Source organism: Janthinobacterium sp. PSPC3-1, assembly GCF_049896105.1.
Taxonomy (GTDB): domain Bacteria; phylum Pseudomonadota; class Gammaproteobacteria; order Burkholderiales; family Burkholderiaceae_D; genus Janthinobacterium.
Map to the genome: position 1 here is coordinate 50,644 of NZ_JAFCTQ010000018.1, position 14,888 is coordinate 65,531.

12 protein-coding genes are annotated in these 14,888 nt (G+C 65.8%); 10 read left to right on the forward strand and 2 right to left on the reverse strand.

Annotated features, from left to right (window positions below; translation table 11 throughout):
• The first annotated feature begins 135 nt into the window (after window positions 1-135).
• From prsT to ACP7B7_RS18695, 3 genes are read left to right on the forward strand one after another with little or no spacing between them, the layout of a single operon-like run.
• Complete coding sequence (prsT, locus tag ACP7B7_RS18685) at window positions 136-2,898, forward strand: XrtA/PEP-CTERM system TPR-repeat protein PrsT (RefSeq protein WP_426077645.1); 2,763 nt, start codon at window positions 136-138, stop codon at window positions 2,896-2,898.
• Between the two features lie 3 nt (window positions 2,899-2,901).
• Window positions 2,902-5,331: a hypothetical protein gene (locus tag ACP7B7_RS18690; RefSeq protein WP_426077646.1), complete on the forward strand. Its 2,430-nt coding sequence runs from the start codon at window positions 2,902-2,904 to the stop codon at window positions 5,329-5,331.
• On the forward strand, window positions 5,328-6,131 hold the full coding sequence (locus tag ACP7B7_RS18695; protein WP_426077647.1) for a S1 family peptidase: 804 nt from the start codon (window positions 5,328-5,330) through the stop codon (window positions 6,129-6,131). The genes ACP7B7_RS18690 and ACP7B7_RS18695 overlap by 4 nt, the downstream gene beginning before the upstream one ends.
• Here ACP7B7_RS18695 and ACP7B7_RS18700 read toward each other — a convergent pair.
• Window positions 6,100-6,846, reverse strand: a complete 747-nt coding sequence (locus tag ACP7B7_RS18700) for an N-acyl amino acid synthase FeeM domain-containing protein (protein WP_426077648.1) — start codon at window positions 6,844-6,846, stop codon at window positions 6,100-6,102. The two genes, ACP7B7_RS18695 and ACP7B7_RS18700, sit on opposite strands and share 32 nt — an antisense overlap.
• Window positions 6,847-7,042: 196 nt before the next feature.
• Window positions 7,043-7,666: an XrtA/PEP-CTERM system exopolysaccharide export protein gene (locus ACP7B7_RS18705; RefSeq protein WP_426077649.1), complete on the reverse strand. Its 624-nt coding sequence runs from the start codon at window positions 7,664-7,666 to the stop codon at window positions 7,043-7,045.
• 56 nt (window positions 7,667-7,722) lie between these two features.
• Between ACP7B7_RS18705 and ACP7B7_RS18710 the strand changes: the two genes are divergently transcribed.
• The 7 genes from ACP7B7_RS18710 to ACP7B7_RS18740 are packed head-to-tail and all read left to right on the forward strand — an operon-like array spanning window position 7,723 to window position 14,886.
• Entirely contained in the window at window positions 7,723-7,893 is a 171-nt protein-coding gene (locus tag ACP7B7_RS18710) for a hypothetical protein (RefSeq protein WP_426077650.1), read from the forward strand.
• Window positions 7,881-9,410, forward strand: a complete 1,530-nt coding sequence (locus tag ACP7B7_RS18715; protein WP_426077651.1) for an XrtA system polysaccharide chain length determinant — start codon at window positions 7,881-7,883, stop codon at window positions 9,408-9,410. Before ACP7B7_RS18710 ends, ACP7B7_RS18715 begins: the two co-directional genes overlap by 13 nt.
• A 20-nt stretch (window positions 9,411-9,430) precedes the next feature.
• Window positions 9,431-10,285, forward strand: a complete 855-nt coding sequence (locus tag ACP7B7_RS18720) for an XrtA-associated tyrosine autokinase (protein ID WP_426077652.1) — start codon at window positions 9,431-9,433, stop codon at window positions 10,283-10,285.
• The gene (locus ACP7B7_RS18725; protein ID WP_426077654.1) at window positions 10,269-11,792 is read left to right on the forward strand and encodes a TIGR03016 family PEP-CTERM system-associated outer membrane protein; all 1,524 of its coding nucleotides are present in this window, start codon (window positions 10,269-10,271) and stop codon (window positions 11,790-11,792) included. The genes ACP7B7_RS18720 and ACP7B7_RS18725 overlap by 17 nt, the downstream gene beginning before the upstream one ends.
• Before the next feature lie 9 nt (window positions 11,793-11,801).
• Complete coding sequence (wecB, locus tag ACP7B7_RS18730) at window positions 11,802-12,947, forward strand: non-hydrolyzing UDP-N-acetylglucosamine 2-epimerase (protein ID WP_308921097.1); 1,146 nt, start codon at window positions 11,802-11,804, stop codon at window positions 12,945-12,947.
• Window positions 12,944-13,792 carry an XrtA system polysaccharide deacetylase gene (locus ACP7B7_RS18735; protein ID WP_308921096.1) on the forward strand — a complete coding sequence of 283 codons (849 nt, stop codon included), beginning with the start codon at window positions 12,944-12,946 and terminating at the stop codon, window positions 13,790-13,792. The genes wecB and ACP7B7_RS18735 overlap by 4 nt, the downstream gene beginning before the upstream one ends.
• Window positions 13,792-14,886 (forward strand): FemAB family XrtA/PEP-CTERM system-associated protein, encoded by a 1,095-nt coding sequence (locus ACP7B7_RS18740; RefSeq protein ID WP_426077702.1) that lies wholly within the window; start codon window positions 13,792-13,794, stop codon window positions 14,884-14,886. Before ACP7B7_RS18735 ends, ACP7B7_RS18740 begins: the two co-directional genes overlap by 1 nt.
• Window positions 14,887-14,888: the final 2 nt, after the last annotated feature.

Genomic DNA, 14,888 nt, shown 5'->3' on the forward strand with positions numbered 1-14,888 from the left:
AACAAGAAAGTCCATGCCGTGCCGGAAGCTGCCGCGCGCAATCGCCTGCGTGTTGAGCCTCATCAACAGGCACGATGTCCAACTTTCCTACCCTGTGCTGTGCCCTTCCTGCCAACGCCGCCATCGGAGAATTTCATGCGCCACACCCATCCCGTGATCAGCCTCGCCGCGCTGTCGCTGTGCGCCACCCTGCTGCTGGCCTGCAATGGCGGCCAGAGCAGTGCCAGCCTGCTGGCCGACGCCCAGCTGTACCAGCAGAAAGGCGAGCCGCGCGCCGCCATTATCCAGCTGAAGAATTTGCTGCAAAAGGAAGCGGACAACGCCGCCGCGCGCCTGCTGCTGGGCAGCATCTATCTCGACACGGGTGACGCCTTGTCGGCGGAAAAGGAATTGCGCAAGGCGCAAACCCTGGGCTCGGCACCTGCCGAGGTACTGCCGCTGCTGGGCAAGGCCTGGCTGATGCTGGGCCAGTTCGAGCGGGTGTTGAAAGAATTGCCGGGCGATCCGGCCCAGCCGACCGCCGTCCTGGCCCTGCGCGGCGACGCCTTGCTGGCCCTCGGGCGCCACGAGGAAGCGCGCGCCTTGTTTGCCGGCATGCAGCAACGCCAGCCGGGCCAGACCGAAGCGCTGCTGGGACTGGCGCGACTGGCCGCGCTCGACGGACAAATCGCCGCGGCGCAACTGCTGAGCGAACAGGCCTTGAAAGGCAGTCCGGACAGCCTGGAAGCGCTGCGCCTGCAAGGCGACCTGCAACGCCTGCAGGGCAACAATGGCCCGGCGCGGCTGGCTTACCAGCAGATTCTCAAGCTCAAGCCGGACCAGGTGCAGGCGCGCATCGAACTGGCGAATCTCGATATCACGGAGAACAAGTTTGCCGACGCGGCCGCGCAACTGGCCGCCGCGCGCAAGAGTGCGCCCGGCAACCTGGGCGTGCTGCAGGCGCAGGCCCTGCTCGATTTTCGCCAGGGCAAATTCAAGGCGGCGCTGGAAGGCTTGCAACTGGTGCTCAAGGCGGCCCCCGAACACCCGCCGGCGCTGCTGCTGGCGGGCGCCGTGCAACTGGCGCTCGGTGCGCCGCAACCAGCGGAAAATTATCTGCAACCGTTTCTTGCCGCCCACCCCAAGCACCTGTATGCGAGCAAGATGATGGCCTCGATCGAAATGGGGCGAGGCAAGACCGATGCGGCGATCGACCTGCTGCAGCCTTTGCTGGTCACCTTTCCCGACGACGTGGAACTGCTGTCACTGGTGGGTGAGGCGCACCTGCGCGCCGGCCATTATGACAAGGCCAGCGGCTACTTTGAAAAAGCCAGCCTGCTGGCGCCTGGCACGTCCAAGCTGCACATGGCGCTGGGCGTGAGCCGCGTGGGCCAGGGCGAAAGCGCGCGCGCCGTCAGCGAGCTGGAACGCGCCAGCGTGCTCGATAGCAAAACGCCGCAGGCCGGCACCATGCTGGTGATGACCTTGCTGCGCAACAAGGACAATGCGAAGGCCCTGGCCGCCGTGCAGGCGATGGAAAAGCAGCATGGCAGCAATCCGCTGGTGCTGAACCTGAAAGGCGGCGTCTATCTGGCCTTGAGCGATTTGCGGGCCGCGCGCGACAGCTTCGAGCAGGCGCTGGCCATCGACGCGCGCTATCTGCCGGCCCTGAACAACCTGGCGCAGATCGACATGGCCGAGAAAAAGCCGGAGCGCGCCAGACAGCGTTTTGAGGCGGCCTTGGCGAAAGACCCGAAAAACCCGGACCTGGCCGCCGCACTGGCCAAGCTGGCGGCCTCGCAAGGCAAGCTCGACGAAGCGCAGCGCTGGCTGGAAAGAGCCCATGCCGACCATCCCGACGCCGTCGCGCCAGCCCTGCTGCTGAGCAATTTCTATCTGAAAACCGGCGCCACCGGCAAGGCCCTGGCGCTGGCGCGCCGCTTGCAAAGCGGCCATCCCGAGGATGCCGACGCCCTGGCGCTGCGCGCGCAAGTCGAGTACAGCGCCGGCGAGGCGCGCGCCGCGCTCGACAGCTATACCAAACTGGCGATGCTGCGCACCACCTCGGCACCCTTGCAGATGCGCATTTCCAGCCTGCACCTGGCGCTGGGCGATTCGGCCAGCGCACTGCAGGCGGCCAGGCGCGCACAACTGATCGAGCCGGCCTTGCTCGACGCGCAGGTGGTCGAAGTGGCGCTGCTGCTGGACTTGAAGCGTACGCGCGAAGCGCTGGCCGTGGCGCGCAAGGTGCAGCAGCAGCAGCCGAAGCTGGCGGCCGGCTACAAGCTGGAAGGTGATGTGCTGATGGAACAGAAACAGCCGCGCGAGGCCTTGAAGCTGTATGAGCAGGCTTTTCAAATCAGCAGGATCGGTCACCTGCAAGTGCAGATCTACCGCGCCATGCTGGCGGCCGGCCAGGAAAAACAGGCCGATGCGCGCATCGACGCCTGGCTCAAGGAGCAGCCCGACGACAAGGCGACACGGCTGTACCTGGCCGGTGCCAAGCTTCAAGCCAAGCAATATCGGGCCGCCATCGCGCAATACCAGCAGGTGGTCGCGCGCGATGCCGGCAATGTGGTGGCGCTCAATGACCTGGCCTGGGCTTACCAGCAAGACAAAGACGAGCGCGCGCTGACCACCGCCGAGCAGGCCCACAAGCTGGCGCCCGACAACCCGGCCGTGCTCGATACCCTGGGCTGGATCACGCTCGAGCATGGCGATGGCAAACGCGCCATCGAACTGCTGCGCCGCGCGGCCAGCCTGGCGCCGAATGCCGCCGAGATTCAATACCACCTGGGCGCGGCGCTGGCGGAAAATGGCGACAAGGCGGGCGCGCGCAAGCAACTCGAGCAACTGCTGGCCGCCAACAAGGACTTCGCGCAGCGCGCCGAGGCCCAGGCGCTGCTGGCACGGCTCTAGCCGATGGCCATGATCGCCGCGCGGCTGCTGGCCCTGGCCGCCGGCCTGGCCTGCCTGGCGGCGCTGGGCCAATATCCGCTGGGTCACGGCTGGCCCGTCTGGCTGTTGTACGCCTTGCTGCCGATCTACTTCCTGCTGCTGTGCTGGCGCCCCGCGGTGTGGCTGTTCTGCCTGCCCGCGCTGTTGCCAGTGCTGGACCTGGCGCCATGGACCGGCTGGTTTTTTTTCGAAGAAATCGATTTGCTGCTGTTGCTGACCGTGACTTGCGGCTATTGGCGCTGGCGCACCGGCGCCACGCGGCTGGCGCTGGCGCCGGGCGCGCGCCTGTGGCTGGTCCTGGTCAGCGCGGCGGCGCTGGCGGCCCTGCTGCGCGGCGTGTTTTCCGCGCAACTGCCGCCTGACGCCTTGAATGCCTGGAACAATTACCTGAGTCCCTATAACAGCCTGCGCCTGGGCAAGGCCTGGTGCTGGGCCATGCTGTTGCTGCCGCTGCTGCTGCGCGATGCCGCCAATGACGGCTTGCGCCGCCTGGCGCTGCCCGGCATGCTGTGCGGCCTGGGCCTGGTCGCCCTGTGCGCGCTGTGGGAGCGGGCGGTGTTTCCCGGCGTATTCAATCTGTCCAGCGACTACCGCATCACGGCGCCGTTTTCCGCCATGCACACGGGCGGCGCGGCGCTCGACGGCTATCTGGCCCTGTCCTTGCCGTTTGCGGCGCTGTGGCTGGCCCGCGCCCGCTCCCGCCGGCCAGCCATCGCCGCCTTGCTGCTGCTGGGACTGGTACTGCATGCGGCCATGGCCACTTTTTCGCGCGCCCTGTATGCGGCCCTGCCGGTGGCCGCCATCACCGGCCTGGCTTGCTGGCAACTGGCGCATGGCCGGCATGCTCGGCAGCGCTGGTCGGCGCGCCGCGCCAGTGCCGGCTTGCTGCTGGGCGTGGGCGCGGCGGCATTGCTGGTGCTGATGTTCCAGGCCGCCGGCTACCGTGGCTTGCTGGCGGCCATCGTGCTGCTGCTTGGCGCCTTTGTGCTGGCCACGCGCGCCTTGCCCTGGCGCCTGGCGCCGGCCAGCGTGCTGTGCGCGCTGGCACTGCAGGCCAGCCTGGCGGCGCTGTGGCCAACCGACCCGGCCCACGGCCTGCTGAAGGCGCCGTATGCGCTGTTCCTGCTGTCGAGTTTGCTGTTGGCGTGTAGCCTGTGGCGCCAGTGGCTGCCGCTGGCCATCATGGCTTTGAGCATGATGGCGTGCAATACGGCCTGGATAGGCTGGCACTGGGCCGGCGCCATCGGCTTGCGGCCGGCCGCGCTGGTGCTGCTGCTGGCGGCCCTGCTGTTGCTGAACAGCCGGTTGCGCCCGCCCTTGTGGCGCATGGGGCGCGCCAGCCTCGGCGTGGCCGCCTCGGCGGCGGTGATGCTGATGCTGGCGATTCCCGTCTCGGCCAGCTATTACGCCAACGAACGCTTCGCCACCACCGCCGGCGACTGGCAAGGCCGGCTGCGCCACTGGCGCGGCGTCCTGGCGATGATGCCGGCCGACTGGGCCAGCACGGTCTTCGGCATGGGCACCGGTACCTTTCCGGCCAGTTATTTCTGGCGCAACACCGTGGGCGACGTGCCGGCCCGCCTGGCCTATGCCGACGAGGCAGAGGCAGGTAACCGCTATCTGCGCCTGGCCAGTCCCGGCTACCGCGCCGGCTATGGCGAACTGCTGCGCCTGTTGCAGCGCGTGAGCGTGCGGCCCGACACCCACTACGCGCTGGCGCTCGACGTGCGCCGCCACGGCCCCATGCCGGTGCTGCAACTGAAGCTGTGCCAGCGGCAACTGCTGTATGCGCAATACTGCGTGCACGCGCCCCTGCGCCTGTTGCCGCCCACGCCGGCTTTACCGCAGTGGCAACCGCAGTGGCAACATTACCAGATGACCATCGACAGCGCCCGCCTGGGCGGCGGTTCCTGGCTGCTGCGTGCGCCGGTGCAGCTGGAACTGGCCGCCGGCGGCCAGGCCGATCCCGCAGTCATCGACGTCGACAACCTCAGCCTGCGCGCGCCGGACGGCGAGGAACTGCTGGCCAACGGCAGCTTCAGCAAGGCGAATGATTACTGGTTCTTCAGCAGCGACCACCACCACCTGCCCTGGCATATCAAGAACCTGTGGCTGCACCTGCATGTCGAATCCGGCCTGTTCGGCCTGCTTTCCATGCTGGGCCTGTTTGTGCTGGCCTGCGCGAACCTGGTACGGCGCGCGGCGCAGGCGGGACCCGGCGCCGATGGCGCGGCCGCCATGCTGGCCGGGCTGGCCGGCTTCATGGCGATCGGCGTGTTCGACAGCCTGCTCGACGTGCCGCGCATCGCCCTGCTGTTCTACATGCTGCTGCTGTGCGCGCTGCTGCGGCCATCCATCTCCCCTGTTCCTGATAGTGAAAGGCCGCCGCGATGAAAACCTTGCTGCTGTTGTGCCTGTTATTGCCATGTGGCTTGCCTGCCGCCCGCGCGCAGGTCCAGCCGCAATCGCTGGAACAGGTGATCGCGCGCGTCAAGCCGGCGATTGTCGGCATCGGCAGCCATCAGAAGACGCGCACGCCGGCCATCCAGTTCATCGGCACCGGCTTTGCCACCGGTGACGGCCTGAGCGTGCTGACCTGCGCGCATGTGATCGAAAAGCTGCTGGCGGCCAATCCCGGCGAGACCATCGGCATCCTGACGGGCCAAGGCGAGGTCGCGCAGTTTCGCGCCGCTACCGTGCAGGCGCTTGACGCCGAACACGACCTGGCCTTGCTGCGCCTGTCCGGCACGCCCTTGCCGGCCCTGCAACTGGGCGACGCGGCCGAGGTGCGCGAAGGCCAGGCCATGGCGTTTACAGGCTTTCCGCTCGGCACCCTGCTGGGCCTGCACCATGTGACGCACCGCGCCATGGTGTCGGCGCTCACGCCCGTGGTATTACCCGGCGCCAACGCGCTGCGGCTGGACCCGAAACAGCTGGCGCAGCTGCAAAAGGCGCCGTACACGGTGTTCCAGCTGGATGCGACGGCCTATCCGGGCAGCAGCGGCAGCCCCCTGTTCGATCCGCAGACCGGCCTGGTGTACGGCATTGTCAACATGGTCTATGTCAAGGGCCTGAAGGAAGCGGCCGTGACCGCGCCGAGCGGCATCACCTACGCCATCCCGGGCCGCCACATGCAAGCGCTGCTATTGAAAAACAATGCGCTCAGTTCCGCCCCTGCCGCAGGCGCTCGGTAATGCCAGGCTCATCCCATGTAGGAAAAAAAAAGGGATAAAACGAGCGCTCGCCACCGTGTTGCTCCATCAGGCCGCCGTACTTGCGGATCTGCTCGCCCATATAGGCCAGGTCCAGCCGCAGCAGCACGGCCGGCGCGCCCACGCGCGTACATTCCCGCTCGCCGCCGAAGTCCTTGAAGCCCAGCATGCGCTTGTAGAACACCACGTGGCGCGGGTTGACTTCGATCACGTAATCGGTAAAGCGGTGGATATTGTGTGCGTAGATATACGAGATATGAATCAGCGCGGCAAACACGCGCTTGCTGACGCCCTTGTCGATCGCCAGGCGCGATGGTTCGCACAGGCGCCGGCCCTGTGCGCGCAGGACGTCGAGCTTGTCGCGGAAGTTGTCGTCGGCGGGCAGCCCGGTTTCCTCGTTATCGAGGCACAGGGTCATGGTGCCGACCGTGTCGCCGGCCGTTTCGGCAAACAGCGTGATTTTATTGAGCGCGTGGGCGATGCCGGGATCGACCGCGTAGCCGCGCCAGCCGTACATCTTGCGGATCAGCAGGCTGGCGGCCTCGCGCCGGCCGCGCGAGTTGGCCATGCGGATATGAAAGCGCTGCAGGTCGATTTCATGCTCCATGGCCGGATCGATCTTGCCTTCGCCCACTACCAGGTCGCTGAGACCGACCGGGCTGTCAAACGAAATTATGGGGTCATCTTCAAAGCTCATCTTGTCCTCGCTGTCGTGGCGGTTCGTCCTGAGACGAACTGATGCCAATGCCATGTGACAAGACCTGAACTGAAGAAGTTCCCGCAATCGCTAGAAAAATCAGAAGAATTTACATATTCAGTGACTAAATACAAATATAAATTTGCTTTTTTATATGCAATAGCAAATAAAAATGCACTTTTGATAGGCGGCAAGTTTAAAAGAAACTCTCGGGTATCAGCAGCACATCGCCGGGCCGCATCATGATGTTTGCGGAAATATCGCCATCGCGCAACAAGTCATCGAGCCGCACGCGCAGCTGCTGCTGCGCCCCCTCGCGCATGCGGATCACGCTGGCTTTGTTGCCGGCCGCAAAGTCGGTAATGCCGCCGACGGTGATCAGGACGTCCATCAGCGACATGCCCTGGCGGTAAGGCAGCGCCTGCGGCTTGGCCGCCGCGCCGATCACGCGGATCTGTTCCGCATACGGTCCGGCAAAATTGGTGACGATCACGGTCACCACCGGCTGCTGGATGAACTTGCCCAGCGCCTGCTCGATATCGCGCGCCAGCTGGGTCGAGGTCTTGCCACTGGCCATCAGGTCCTCCACCAGTGGCGTGGTGATCTTGCCGTCGGGCCGCACCGCCACCGTCAGCGACACTTCGGGATTGCGCCAGACCAGGATATTGACGGAGTCGCCCGGCCCGATCAGGTAGTCGTGCAGCGGGGCGCTGTCTTCGGCCGGCGCCAGCGCGTGCTGCGTACGGCAGCCGGCCAGCAACACGATGGCGCTGGCGCAGGCCAGGACGCGGGTGATCAGGGCGCGGCGTAACAGGTTCATGCTGTTTCCTTCAAAAGAGACGGCGCTGCAAAGCCCGGCTGGGCCGGGAACTTCCCATGATTAGTAAAAGCGGCCTGGTGTCTCTTGAGGAGTATCAAGAAGCAATCATCTTGGGAAATTTTGTGGCGGGCGCGCCCTATACTTTGTTCACTCGACAAGAAAATACGCCGTTTTCGCCTATCCACGCCCTGCACCGTACCCTGAAGGAAGCGACATGGAGGATTTGATACAGCAAGTGCTCTCGGCCCTGAAAGGCATCTGGAAGTACCGCTGGCACGCGGTGCTGGTGGCCTGGCTGGTGGCAATTGCCGGTTTTATCAAGGTGATCAGCCTGCCGGACAACTACCAGACCTCGGCGCGCGTGTTTGTCGATACGCAAACCATCCTCAAGCCCCTGATGGCCGGCATGACCAGCGTGCCCAATACCGAACAGCAGGTGGCCATCATGAGCCGCACCTTGCTCAGCCGGCCGAATGTCGAACGGGTGATGCGCATGGTGGACCTGGACCTCGACTCGCGCACCGTGCGCGAACATGAAGCCCAGCTCGATGACCTGATGCGCAACATCAAGATCAGCGGCACCAATGCCTATGACATCTACACCATCAGCTATAGCGGCCCGCAACCGAAAGTGACGCGCGACGTGGTGCAAAGCCTGCTGACCATCTTTGTCGAGGGCAGTTTCCAGGGCAAGAAAGGCGACTCGCAAAAGGCGGTGCAATTCATCGACGAACAGATCAAGAACTATGAAGACAAGCTGAGCGCAGCGGAAAACCTGATGAAGGATTTCAAGATCCGCAACAACATGCTGCTGCCGCGCCAGGGCATCGACTACGGCGGCCAGCTGTTGCAAATGTCCGACAGCCTCAACAACGCCAAGCTGGAACTGCTGGAAGCGGAGCAGTCGCGCAAGGCCATCCTGAGCCAGATCGAGGGTGACGAACCGGTGCTGGATCTCGAACCGACGGCGGCGGCCATCAGCAATCCCGAGCTCGACGAACGCATCGCCACCATCAATAAAAACCTCGACAGCCTGCGCATGCAGTACACGGAATTGCATCCTGACATCGTGGCCTCGAAGCGGCTGGTGGCCCAGCTGGAAGAACGCAAGATCGCGGAAAGCAAGCTGCGCTCGGCAACAAGCGACCCCGGCAAGAACTACAGCCCCATGCTGCAACAGCTGAAAGTGGCGCTGACCGAAGCGGACGCCAAGGTGGCCGCCATCAAGGCGCGGGTGGCGGAATACACGGCCCGCAACGAACGGCTGCTGGCGCACAGCAACGCCGTGCCCGAAGTGGAATCGCAACTGGCCCAGCTGAACCGTGATTACGTGATCAACAAGGAAAACTATGAAAAGCTGATCGGCCGGCGCGAGGCGGCCAAGCTGTCGGGCGAACTGAGCTCCACCACCGACATGATGGCCTTCAAGATCATCGATCCGCCCACAGTGCCGCTGACGCCGGTCGGCCCGAACCGGCCGCTGCTGTTCAGCGTGGCGCTGGCGGCGGCGCTGGTGGCCGGCGTGGCCGCGGCCCTGTTGATCAGCCAGATCAGGCCGACCTTCCTCAGCCCGGCCGAATTGCGCGACGCCACCGGCTTGAGCGTATTGGGCACGGTGGCGATGAACTGGACCGAGCAGCAGCAGACGCGCCAGCGCCGCGCCCGCTATGCCTTCAGCGCCTGCCTGGGCAGCCTGTTCATGCTGTACGGCGGCGTGGTGGCGGCCGCCTTGCTCAAATTCTAGATGCTGGCACGGGAGACACGATGGATACCAATGCAGACGACGCACGGCAAGCCGGTAATGGCGCGCCGCTGGAAGTGGCCGAGGCCGCCACGCCTTACGAGGTCGATGGCGCCACAGGCGACGTTACCCCGGACAGCACCCCGGCCTCGCCCAATTACCGCGCGCTGAACCTGGCCAGGCTGCAGGCCCAGGGCATGGTCACCCACGACGGCGGGCGCACCTCGGTGGCCGAGGATTTCCGCATCATCAAGCGCCCGCTGCTGCGCAACGCGCGCGCCACCGGCGCCGACGCCATCCGCCACGGCAACCTGATCGTCGTCACCAGCGCCATGCCGGGCGAAGGCAAGACCTATTGCGCCGTCAACCTGGCCATGAGCATCGCCATGGAAATGGACATGACGGTGCTGCTGGTCGACGCCGACGTGGCGCGCCCGTCGGTGCTGAAAGTGCTGGGACTGCCACCCGAACCGGGGCTGATGGACGTGCTGCTCGACGAGCGCCTGGAAATGGCCGACGTGATCCTGAAAACCAATGTCGCCACCCTCAGCATCTTGCCGGCCGGACGCAGCAACAAGCACGCCACGGAACTGCTGGCCAGCCGCGCCATGAGCCGCATGCTCAGTGAAATCGCCAGCCGCTATGCCGACCGCATCGTCGTGTTCGACTCGCCGCCACTGCTGATCACCAGCGAAGCCCATGCGCTGGTGGGCCAGATGGGCCAGGTGGTGATGGTGGTCGAAGCGGAAACCACCACCCAGCATGCGGTCAAGGAAGCCTTGCGCCAGATCGAATCGTGCGAACACATCCACCTGATCTATAACAAGACCAAGGGTTTCCCCGGCAACGAATACTACGGTTATGGCTATTACGACTAGCCCGGCCGGCGCGCTGGCGCCGTGGCTGCTGCTATTGGTGGCGCCACCGGCGGCGGCCCTGGACTGGCTGGTGGCGCCCTCGCTGCGCCTGCGTGAAAGCTATACCGACAACGCGCTGCTGGCGCCGCCGGGCCAGGAGAAAACCGACTTCATCACCGAAATCGCGCCCGCCATCGCCGTGATCGCCACCGGTCCGCGCCTGCAGGTCCACCTCGACGCCAGCTGGCGCAAGTTCTTGTCGCGCCAGCGCGCCGACTCCGACACCGTGCAACTGCAGGCGGGCGTCAATGCCGAACTGGTGCATGACTGGTTCTACCTGGACGGACACGCCAGCGTCAGCCGGCAGAACGTGTCGCCGTTCGGCGTGCCCGTGATCGATGCCTTGCCCGACAGCAGCAACCAGAGCACCGTGCGCGCCACCGTCGTCAGCCCCTACCTGCGGCACCGCTTTCGCGGCCTGGGCACCTTTGATGCACGCTATACGCGCGCCGACGTGTCGAGCGAAAACAATCTGCTGTCTACCCACAGCGACGAGCTGCAGGTGCTGCTCGGTGGCGAACCGCGCGGACGGGGCTGGACCTGGAACGCCAGCTATGAGGTGCGCCGCACCGAGGACAGCGTGCTGCCGCCGCAACGCAAGGAGCGCGCCAGCGTCGGCCTGCGCTACCCGTTCAGCCGTACCTGGTCGGGCACGGCCAGCGTCGGCACGGAAAAGGAAGGCTACGAGGCCAGCGACGGGCGCAATCCGCAAGGCCGTTTCTGGTCGCTCGGCGGCGTGTGGACGCCGTCCTCGCGCACCAGCGTCGCTTTCAGCACGGGCCGGCGCTTCTTCGGCCAGACCTACAGCCTGGACGCGCGTTTCCTGCAGCGCCACAACAACTGGTCGCTGCAATACAGCGAGGACATCACCACCATGCCGGCGCAATTCCTGCGCCTGGGCGACAGCGACGCGGCCGGCCTGCTGGACCAGCTGTGGCGCGGCATCTTTCCCAACGCCCAAGACCGGCGCCTGCGCATCGATGCCTTCCTGCGCTACGCCCAGGCGCAGGATCCGCAGCTGGGCGGCCTGAACTACTTCAGCCACCGCTACTACCTGCAAAAGCAGCTGAAACTGAACATGGTGCGCGCCACGCCGAAAAGCACCCTGATACTGGGCGTGTCGGCGGTCGACCGCACGGCGCAGACGAATAGCGGTGTCGACAGCGGCTTGCTGCCCGATATCGACCTGAGCACGTCGGACCGCACGCGCCAGCTGGGCGCCAGCGCCGGCTGGAGCTGGCGTTCCTCCTCGCGCGGCAGCGTCAACGTGCAGGCCGGCTACGCCAGCGCGCGCTCGCTCAGCGTGCCGCGACGCGACGACAATATCACGTTCACGGCCGGCTACAGCCGTGTGCTGCGGTCGAACATGACGGCGGCGGTCGACCTGCGCCGCACCCAGCACCGCAGCAACCGCGGCGGAGATTTTCGCGAAAACGGCGTCAGCGCCACGCTCACCATGCGATTCTAAGGAGGTCCCATGCTTGACCCTGTCCTGCCATCCGCACGGCCGCATCTGCTGTGCATCGTTGCCGCGCGGCCCAATCTGATGAAAATGGCGCCTATCCTGGCGGCGTTTGCAACAGTGGCGCCACAGGTGCGTATCAGCCTGGTGCATACCGGCCAACATTACGATACGGCCATGAACGCGCAGGTCTTTGCCGACCTGGGCCTGCGCGCGCCCGACATCAACCTCGAGGTCGGCTCGGGCAGCCACGCGCATCAGACGGCCGAGATCATGCGCCGTTATGAAACCGTGCATCTCGACCTGGCTCCGCACGCCGTGCTGGTGGTGGGCGACGTCAATTCCACCCTGGCCTGCGCGCTGGTGGCGGCCAAGCTGGGCACGCCGGTGATCCATGTCGAGGCGGGCTTGCGCAGCGGCGACCGCGCCATGCCGGAAGAAATCAACCGCGTGCTGACCGATCAATTGTCGGCGCTGCTGTTTACCAGCGAAGCGGGGGCGCGCGCCAATTTGCTGCGCGAAGGCATCGCCGAGGAGCGCATCCATTTTGCCGGCAATGTGATGATCGACAGCCTGCTGCGCCAGTTGCCCGACGCCGTGCCGCCGCGCATCAGCCTGCAGGCCCACGGCCACGACTACCCGCCCGCGTATGGCCTGTTGACCTTGCACCGGCCATCGAACGTCGACGATGGCGCGCGCCTGGCCGCGCTGATGGAGGCCATGTGCAGCCTGTCGGCGCAGCTGCCGCTGTTGTTTCCCGTCCATCCGCGTACCCGCGGGATGCTGGAAAAAACCGGCCTGGAGCGGCTGCTGCGCGAGCATGCCGTCGTGCTGCTGCCGCCGCTGGGCTACCTGGAAATGCTGGGCCTGATGCAGGGCGCGCGCCTAGTGCTGACCGATTCGGGCGGCATCCAGGAAGAAACCACGGCGCTGGGCGTGCCCTGCCTGACCTTGCGCGACAACACCGAGCGCCCCGTCACCGTCGACGAAGGGACCAATGTCATCGCCGGCACCGACCCAGCCGCCATCCTGTCGCTGGCGCGCCAGGTGCTGCGCACGGGCGGCAAGCGCGGGCGCATTCCGCCATACTGGGACGGCCATGCCGCCGAGCGCATCGCCAGCGCCACCGCGCAATGGCTATCCGCCCGGCTTGCGCCATGAACCCGACTACCGTGCGCAACGCGCTGACCATCGACGTCGAGGATTATTTTCAGGTCTCGGCCTTTGCGCCCCACATCGCCCGCGCCGACTGGCCGCGCCTGGAGTGCCGGGTCGAGGCCAACGTCGAGCGCATCCTGCTGCTGCTGGACGACAAGGGCATCCACGCCACCTTCTTTACCCTGGGCTGGATCGCCGAACGCTATCCCGCCATGCTGCGCCGCGTGGCCGCCGCCGGCCATGAAGTGGCCAGCCACGGCCATGCCCACCTGCGCGCCTCGCAACAGTCGCGCATCGAATTCCTGCACGATGTGGTGCTCAGCAAGAGCATCCTCGAACAACTGACGGGCCAGGCGGTGCTGGGCTACCGCGCCCCCAGCTTTTCCATCGGCGCGGCCAATCTGTGGGCCTTCGATGTGCTGTGTGAAGCGGGCTACCGCTACAGTTCCAGCATCTACCCGATCCGCCACGACCATTACGGCATGCCCGACGCACCGCGCTTCGCCTGGCGTCCGCGCGGCGCGCAGGGCGTGCTGGAATTGCCGGTCAGCACGGTGCGCCTGGGCAGCCGCAATTATCCGGCCGGCGGCGGCGGCTACTTTCGCCTGCTGCCCTATCCATTGTCGCGCTGGCTTTTGCGCCGCATCAATTCGCGCGATGGCCAGGCTGGCATATTCTATTTTCACCCTTGGGAGCTCGATCCGGGGCAACCGCGGCCGCTTGGGCCGGGCTGGAAGACCCGTTTTCGCCACTACCTGAACCTGGCGCGGATGGAGGCGCGGCTGGCACGCCTGACGAGCGATTTTGCCTGGGACCGCATGGACCGCATTTTTCTTGAGGGCACATGATGCATGAGGCGCGCCACTTTACCGACAGCGCGGCGGACGTGATTGCCGCCGCCCAGCGCAGCAGCGCGATCACCATCCGCACGCTGCTGCCGCAAGACCATGGGCGCTGGGACGCCTTCGTGCACAGCTGCCCCGACGCCACCTTTTTTCACCGCGCCGGCTGGCAAACCATCATGGAGCAAGGCTTGGGCCACGCCAGCCATTTCCTGTATGCCGAACAGAACGGCCGCATCCTGGGCGTGCTGCCGCTGGTGCACCTGCGCGGCCTGCTGTGCGGCAAGGCGCTCGTCTCCCTGCCCTTCTGCGTGTATGGCGGCATTGCCGCGGTCGACCCGCAGGCCAGGCGCGCGCTGGACGCACGGGCCCAGCACCTGGCGCGCGAACTGGAGGTAGGCCACCTGGAGTACCGCCAGCGCGACGGCGACATTCCCGACGGCTGGCAAGGCAAGCCGCTGTACGCCACCTTCCGCAAGACCCTGCTGGCCGATGACGAGCAAAACCTGCTGGCGATCCCGCGCAAGCAGCGCGCCGTCTTGCGCAAGGCCATCGCCGCCGGCCTGCACAGCGCCGTCGACGACGATCTCGATCGATTCTTCCCCCTGTATGCGGCCAGCGTGCACCGTCTGGGCACGCCCGTGTTCGCGCGACGCCACTTTGCTTTGCTGCGCACGGTGTTCGGCGACGATTGCGACATCCTTACCGTCTGCCAGGGCCAGCAGGCGCAGGCCAGCGTGCTGTCGTTTTATTTTCGCGGCGAAGTGCTGCCATATTATGGCGCCGGCAGCGTGCTGGCGCGCAGCAGCGGCGCCAACGATTTCATGTACTGGGAACTGATGCGGCGCGCCGGCACGCGCGGCGTGCGCCAGTTCGATTTCGGCCGCAGCAAGCTGGGCACGGGCGCCTTTGACTTCAAGAAAAACTGGGGCTTTGCGCCGCAGTCGCTGCCCTATGCCTACAAGCTGATCCGCGCGGCCGCACTGCCCGACATCAATCCCCTCAACCCCAAGTACGCGCTGTTCATCCGCGCCTGGCGCCGCCTGCCGCTGCCGCTGGCCAATCTGCTGGGGCCGCATCTTGTGCGGCAGCTGGGCTAGCC

Coding starts and splice junctions, on each gene's coding strand:
- prsT (WP_426077645.1), top strand. CDS start 136: ATGCGCCACACCCATCCCGTGATCAGCCTCGCCGCGCTGTCGCTGTGC.
- ACP7B7_RS18690 (WP_426077646.1), top strand. CDS start 2,902: ATGGCCATGATCGCCGCGCGGCTGCTGGCCCTGGCCGCCGGCCTGGCC.
- ACP7B7_RS18695 (WP_426077647.1), top strand. CDS start 5,328: ATGAAAACCTTGCTGCTGTTGTGCCTGTTATTGCCATGTGGCTTGCCT.
- ACP7B7_RS18700 (WP_426077648.1), bottom strand. CDS start 6,846: ATGAGCTTTGAAGATGACCCCATAATTTCGTTTGACAGCCCGGTCGGT.
- ACP7B7_RS18705 (WP_426077649.1), bottom strand. CDS start 7,666: ATGAACCTGTTACGCCGCGCCCTGATCACCCGCGTCCTGGCCTGCGCC.
- ACP7B7_RS18710 (WP_426077650.1), top strand. CDS start 7,723: ATGATTAGTAAAAGCGGCCTGGTGTCTCTTGAGGAGTATCAAGAAGCA.
- ACP7B7_RS18715 (WP_426077651.1), top strand. CDS start 7,881: ATGGAGGATTTGATACAGCAAGTGCTCTCGGCCCTGAAAGGCATCTGG.
- ACP7B7_RS18720 (WP_426077652.1), top strand. CDS start 9,431: ATGGATACCAATGCAGACGACGCACGGCAAGCCGGTAATGGCGCGCCG.
- ACP7B7_RS18725 (WP_426077654.1), top strand. CDS start 10,269: ATGGCTATTACGACTAGCCCGGCCGGCGCGCTGGCGCCGTGGCTGCTG.
- wecB (WP_308921097.1), top strand. CDS start 11,802: ATGCTTGACCCTGTCCTGCCATCCGCACGGCCGCATCTGCTGTGCATC.
- ACP7B7_RS18735 (WP_308921096.1), top strand. CDS start 12,944: ATGAACCCGACTACCGTGCGCAACGCGCTGACCATCGACGTCGAGGAT.
- ACP7B7_RS18740 (WP_426077702.1), top strand. CDS start 13,792: ATGCATGAGGCGCGCCACTTTACCGACAGCGCGGCGGACGTGATTGCC.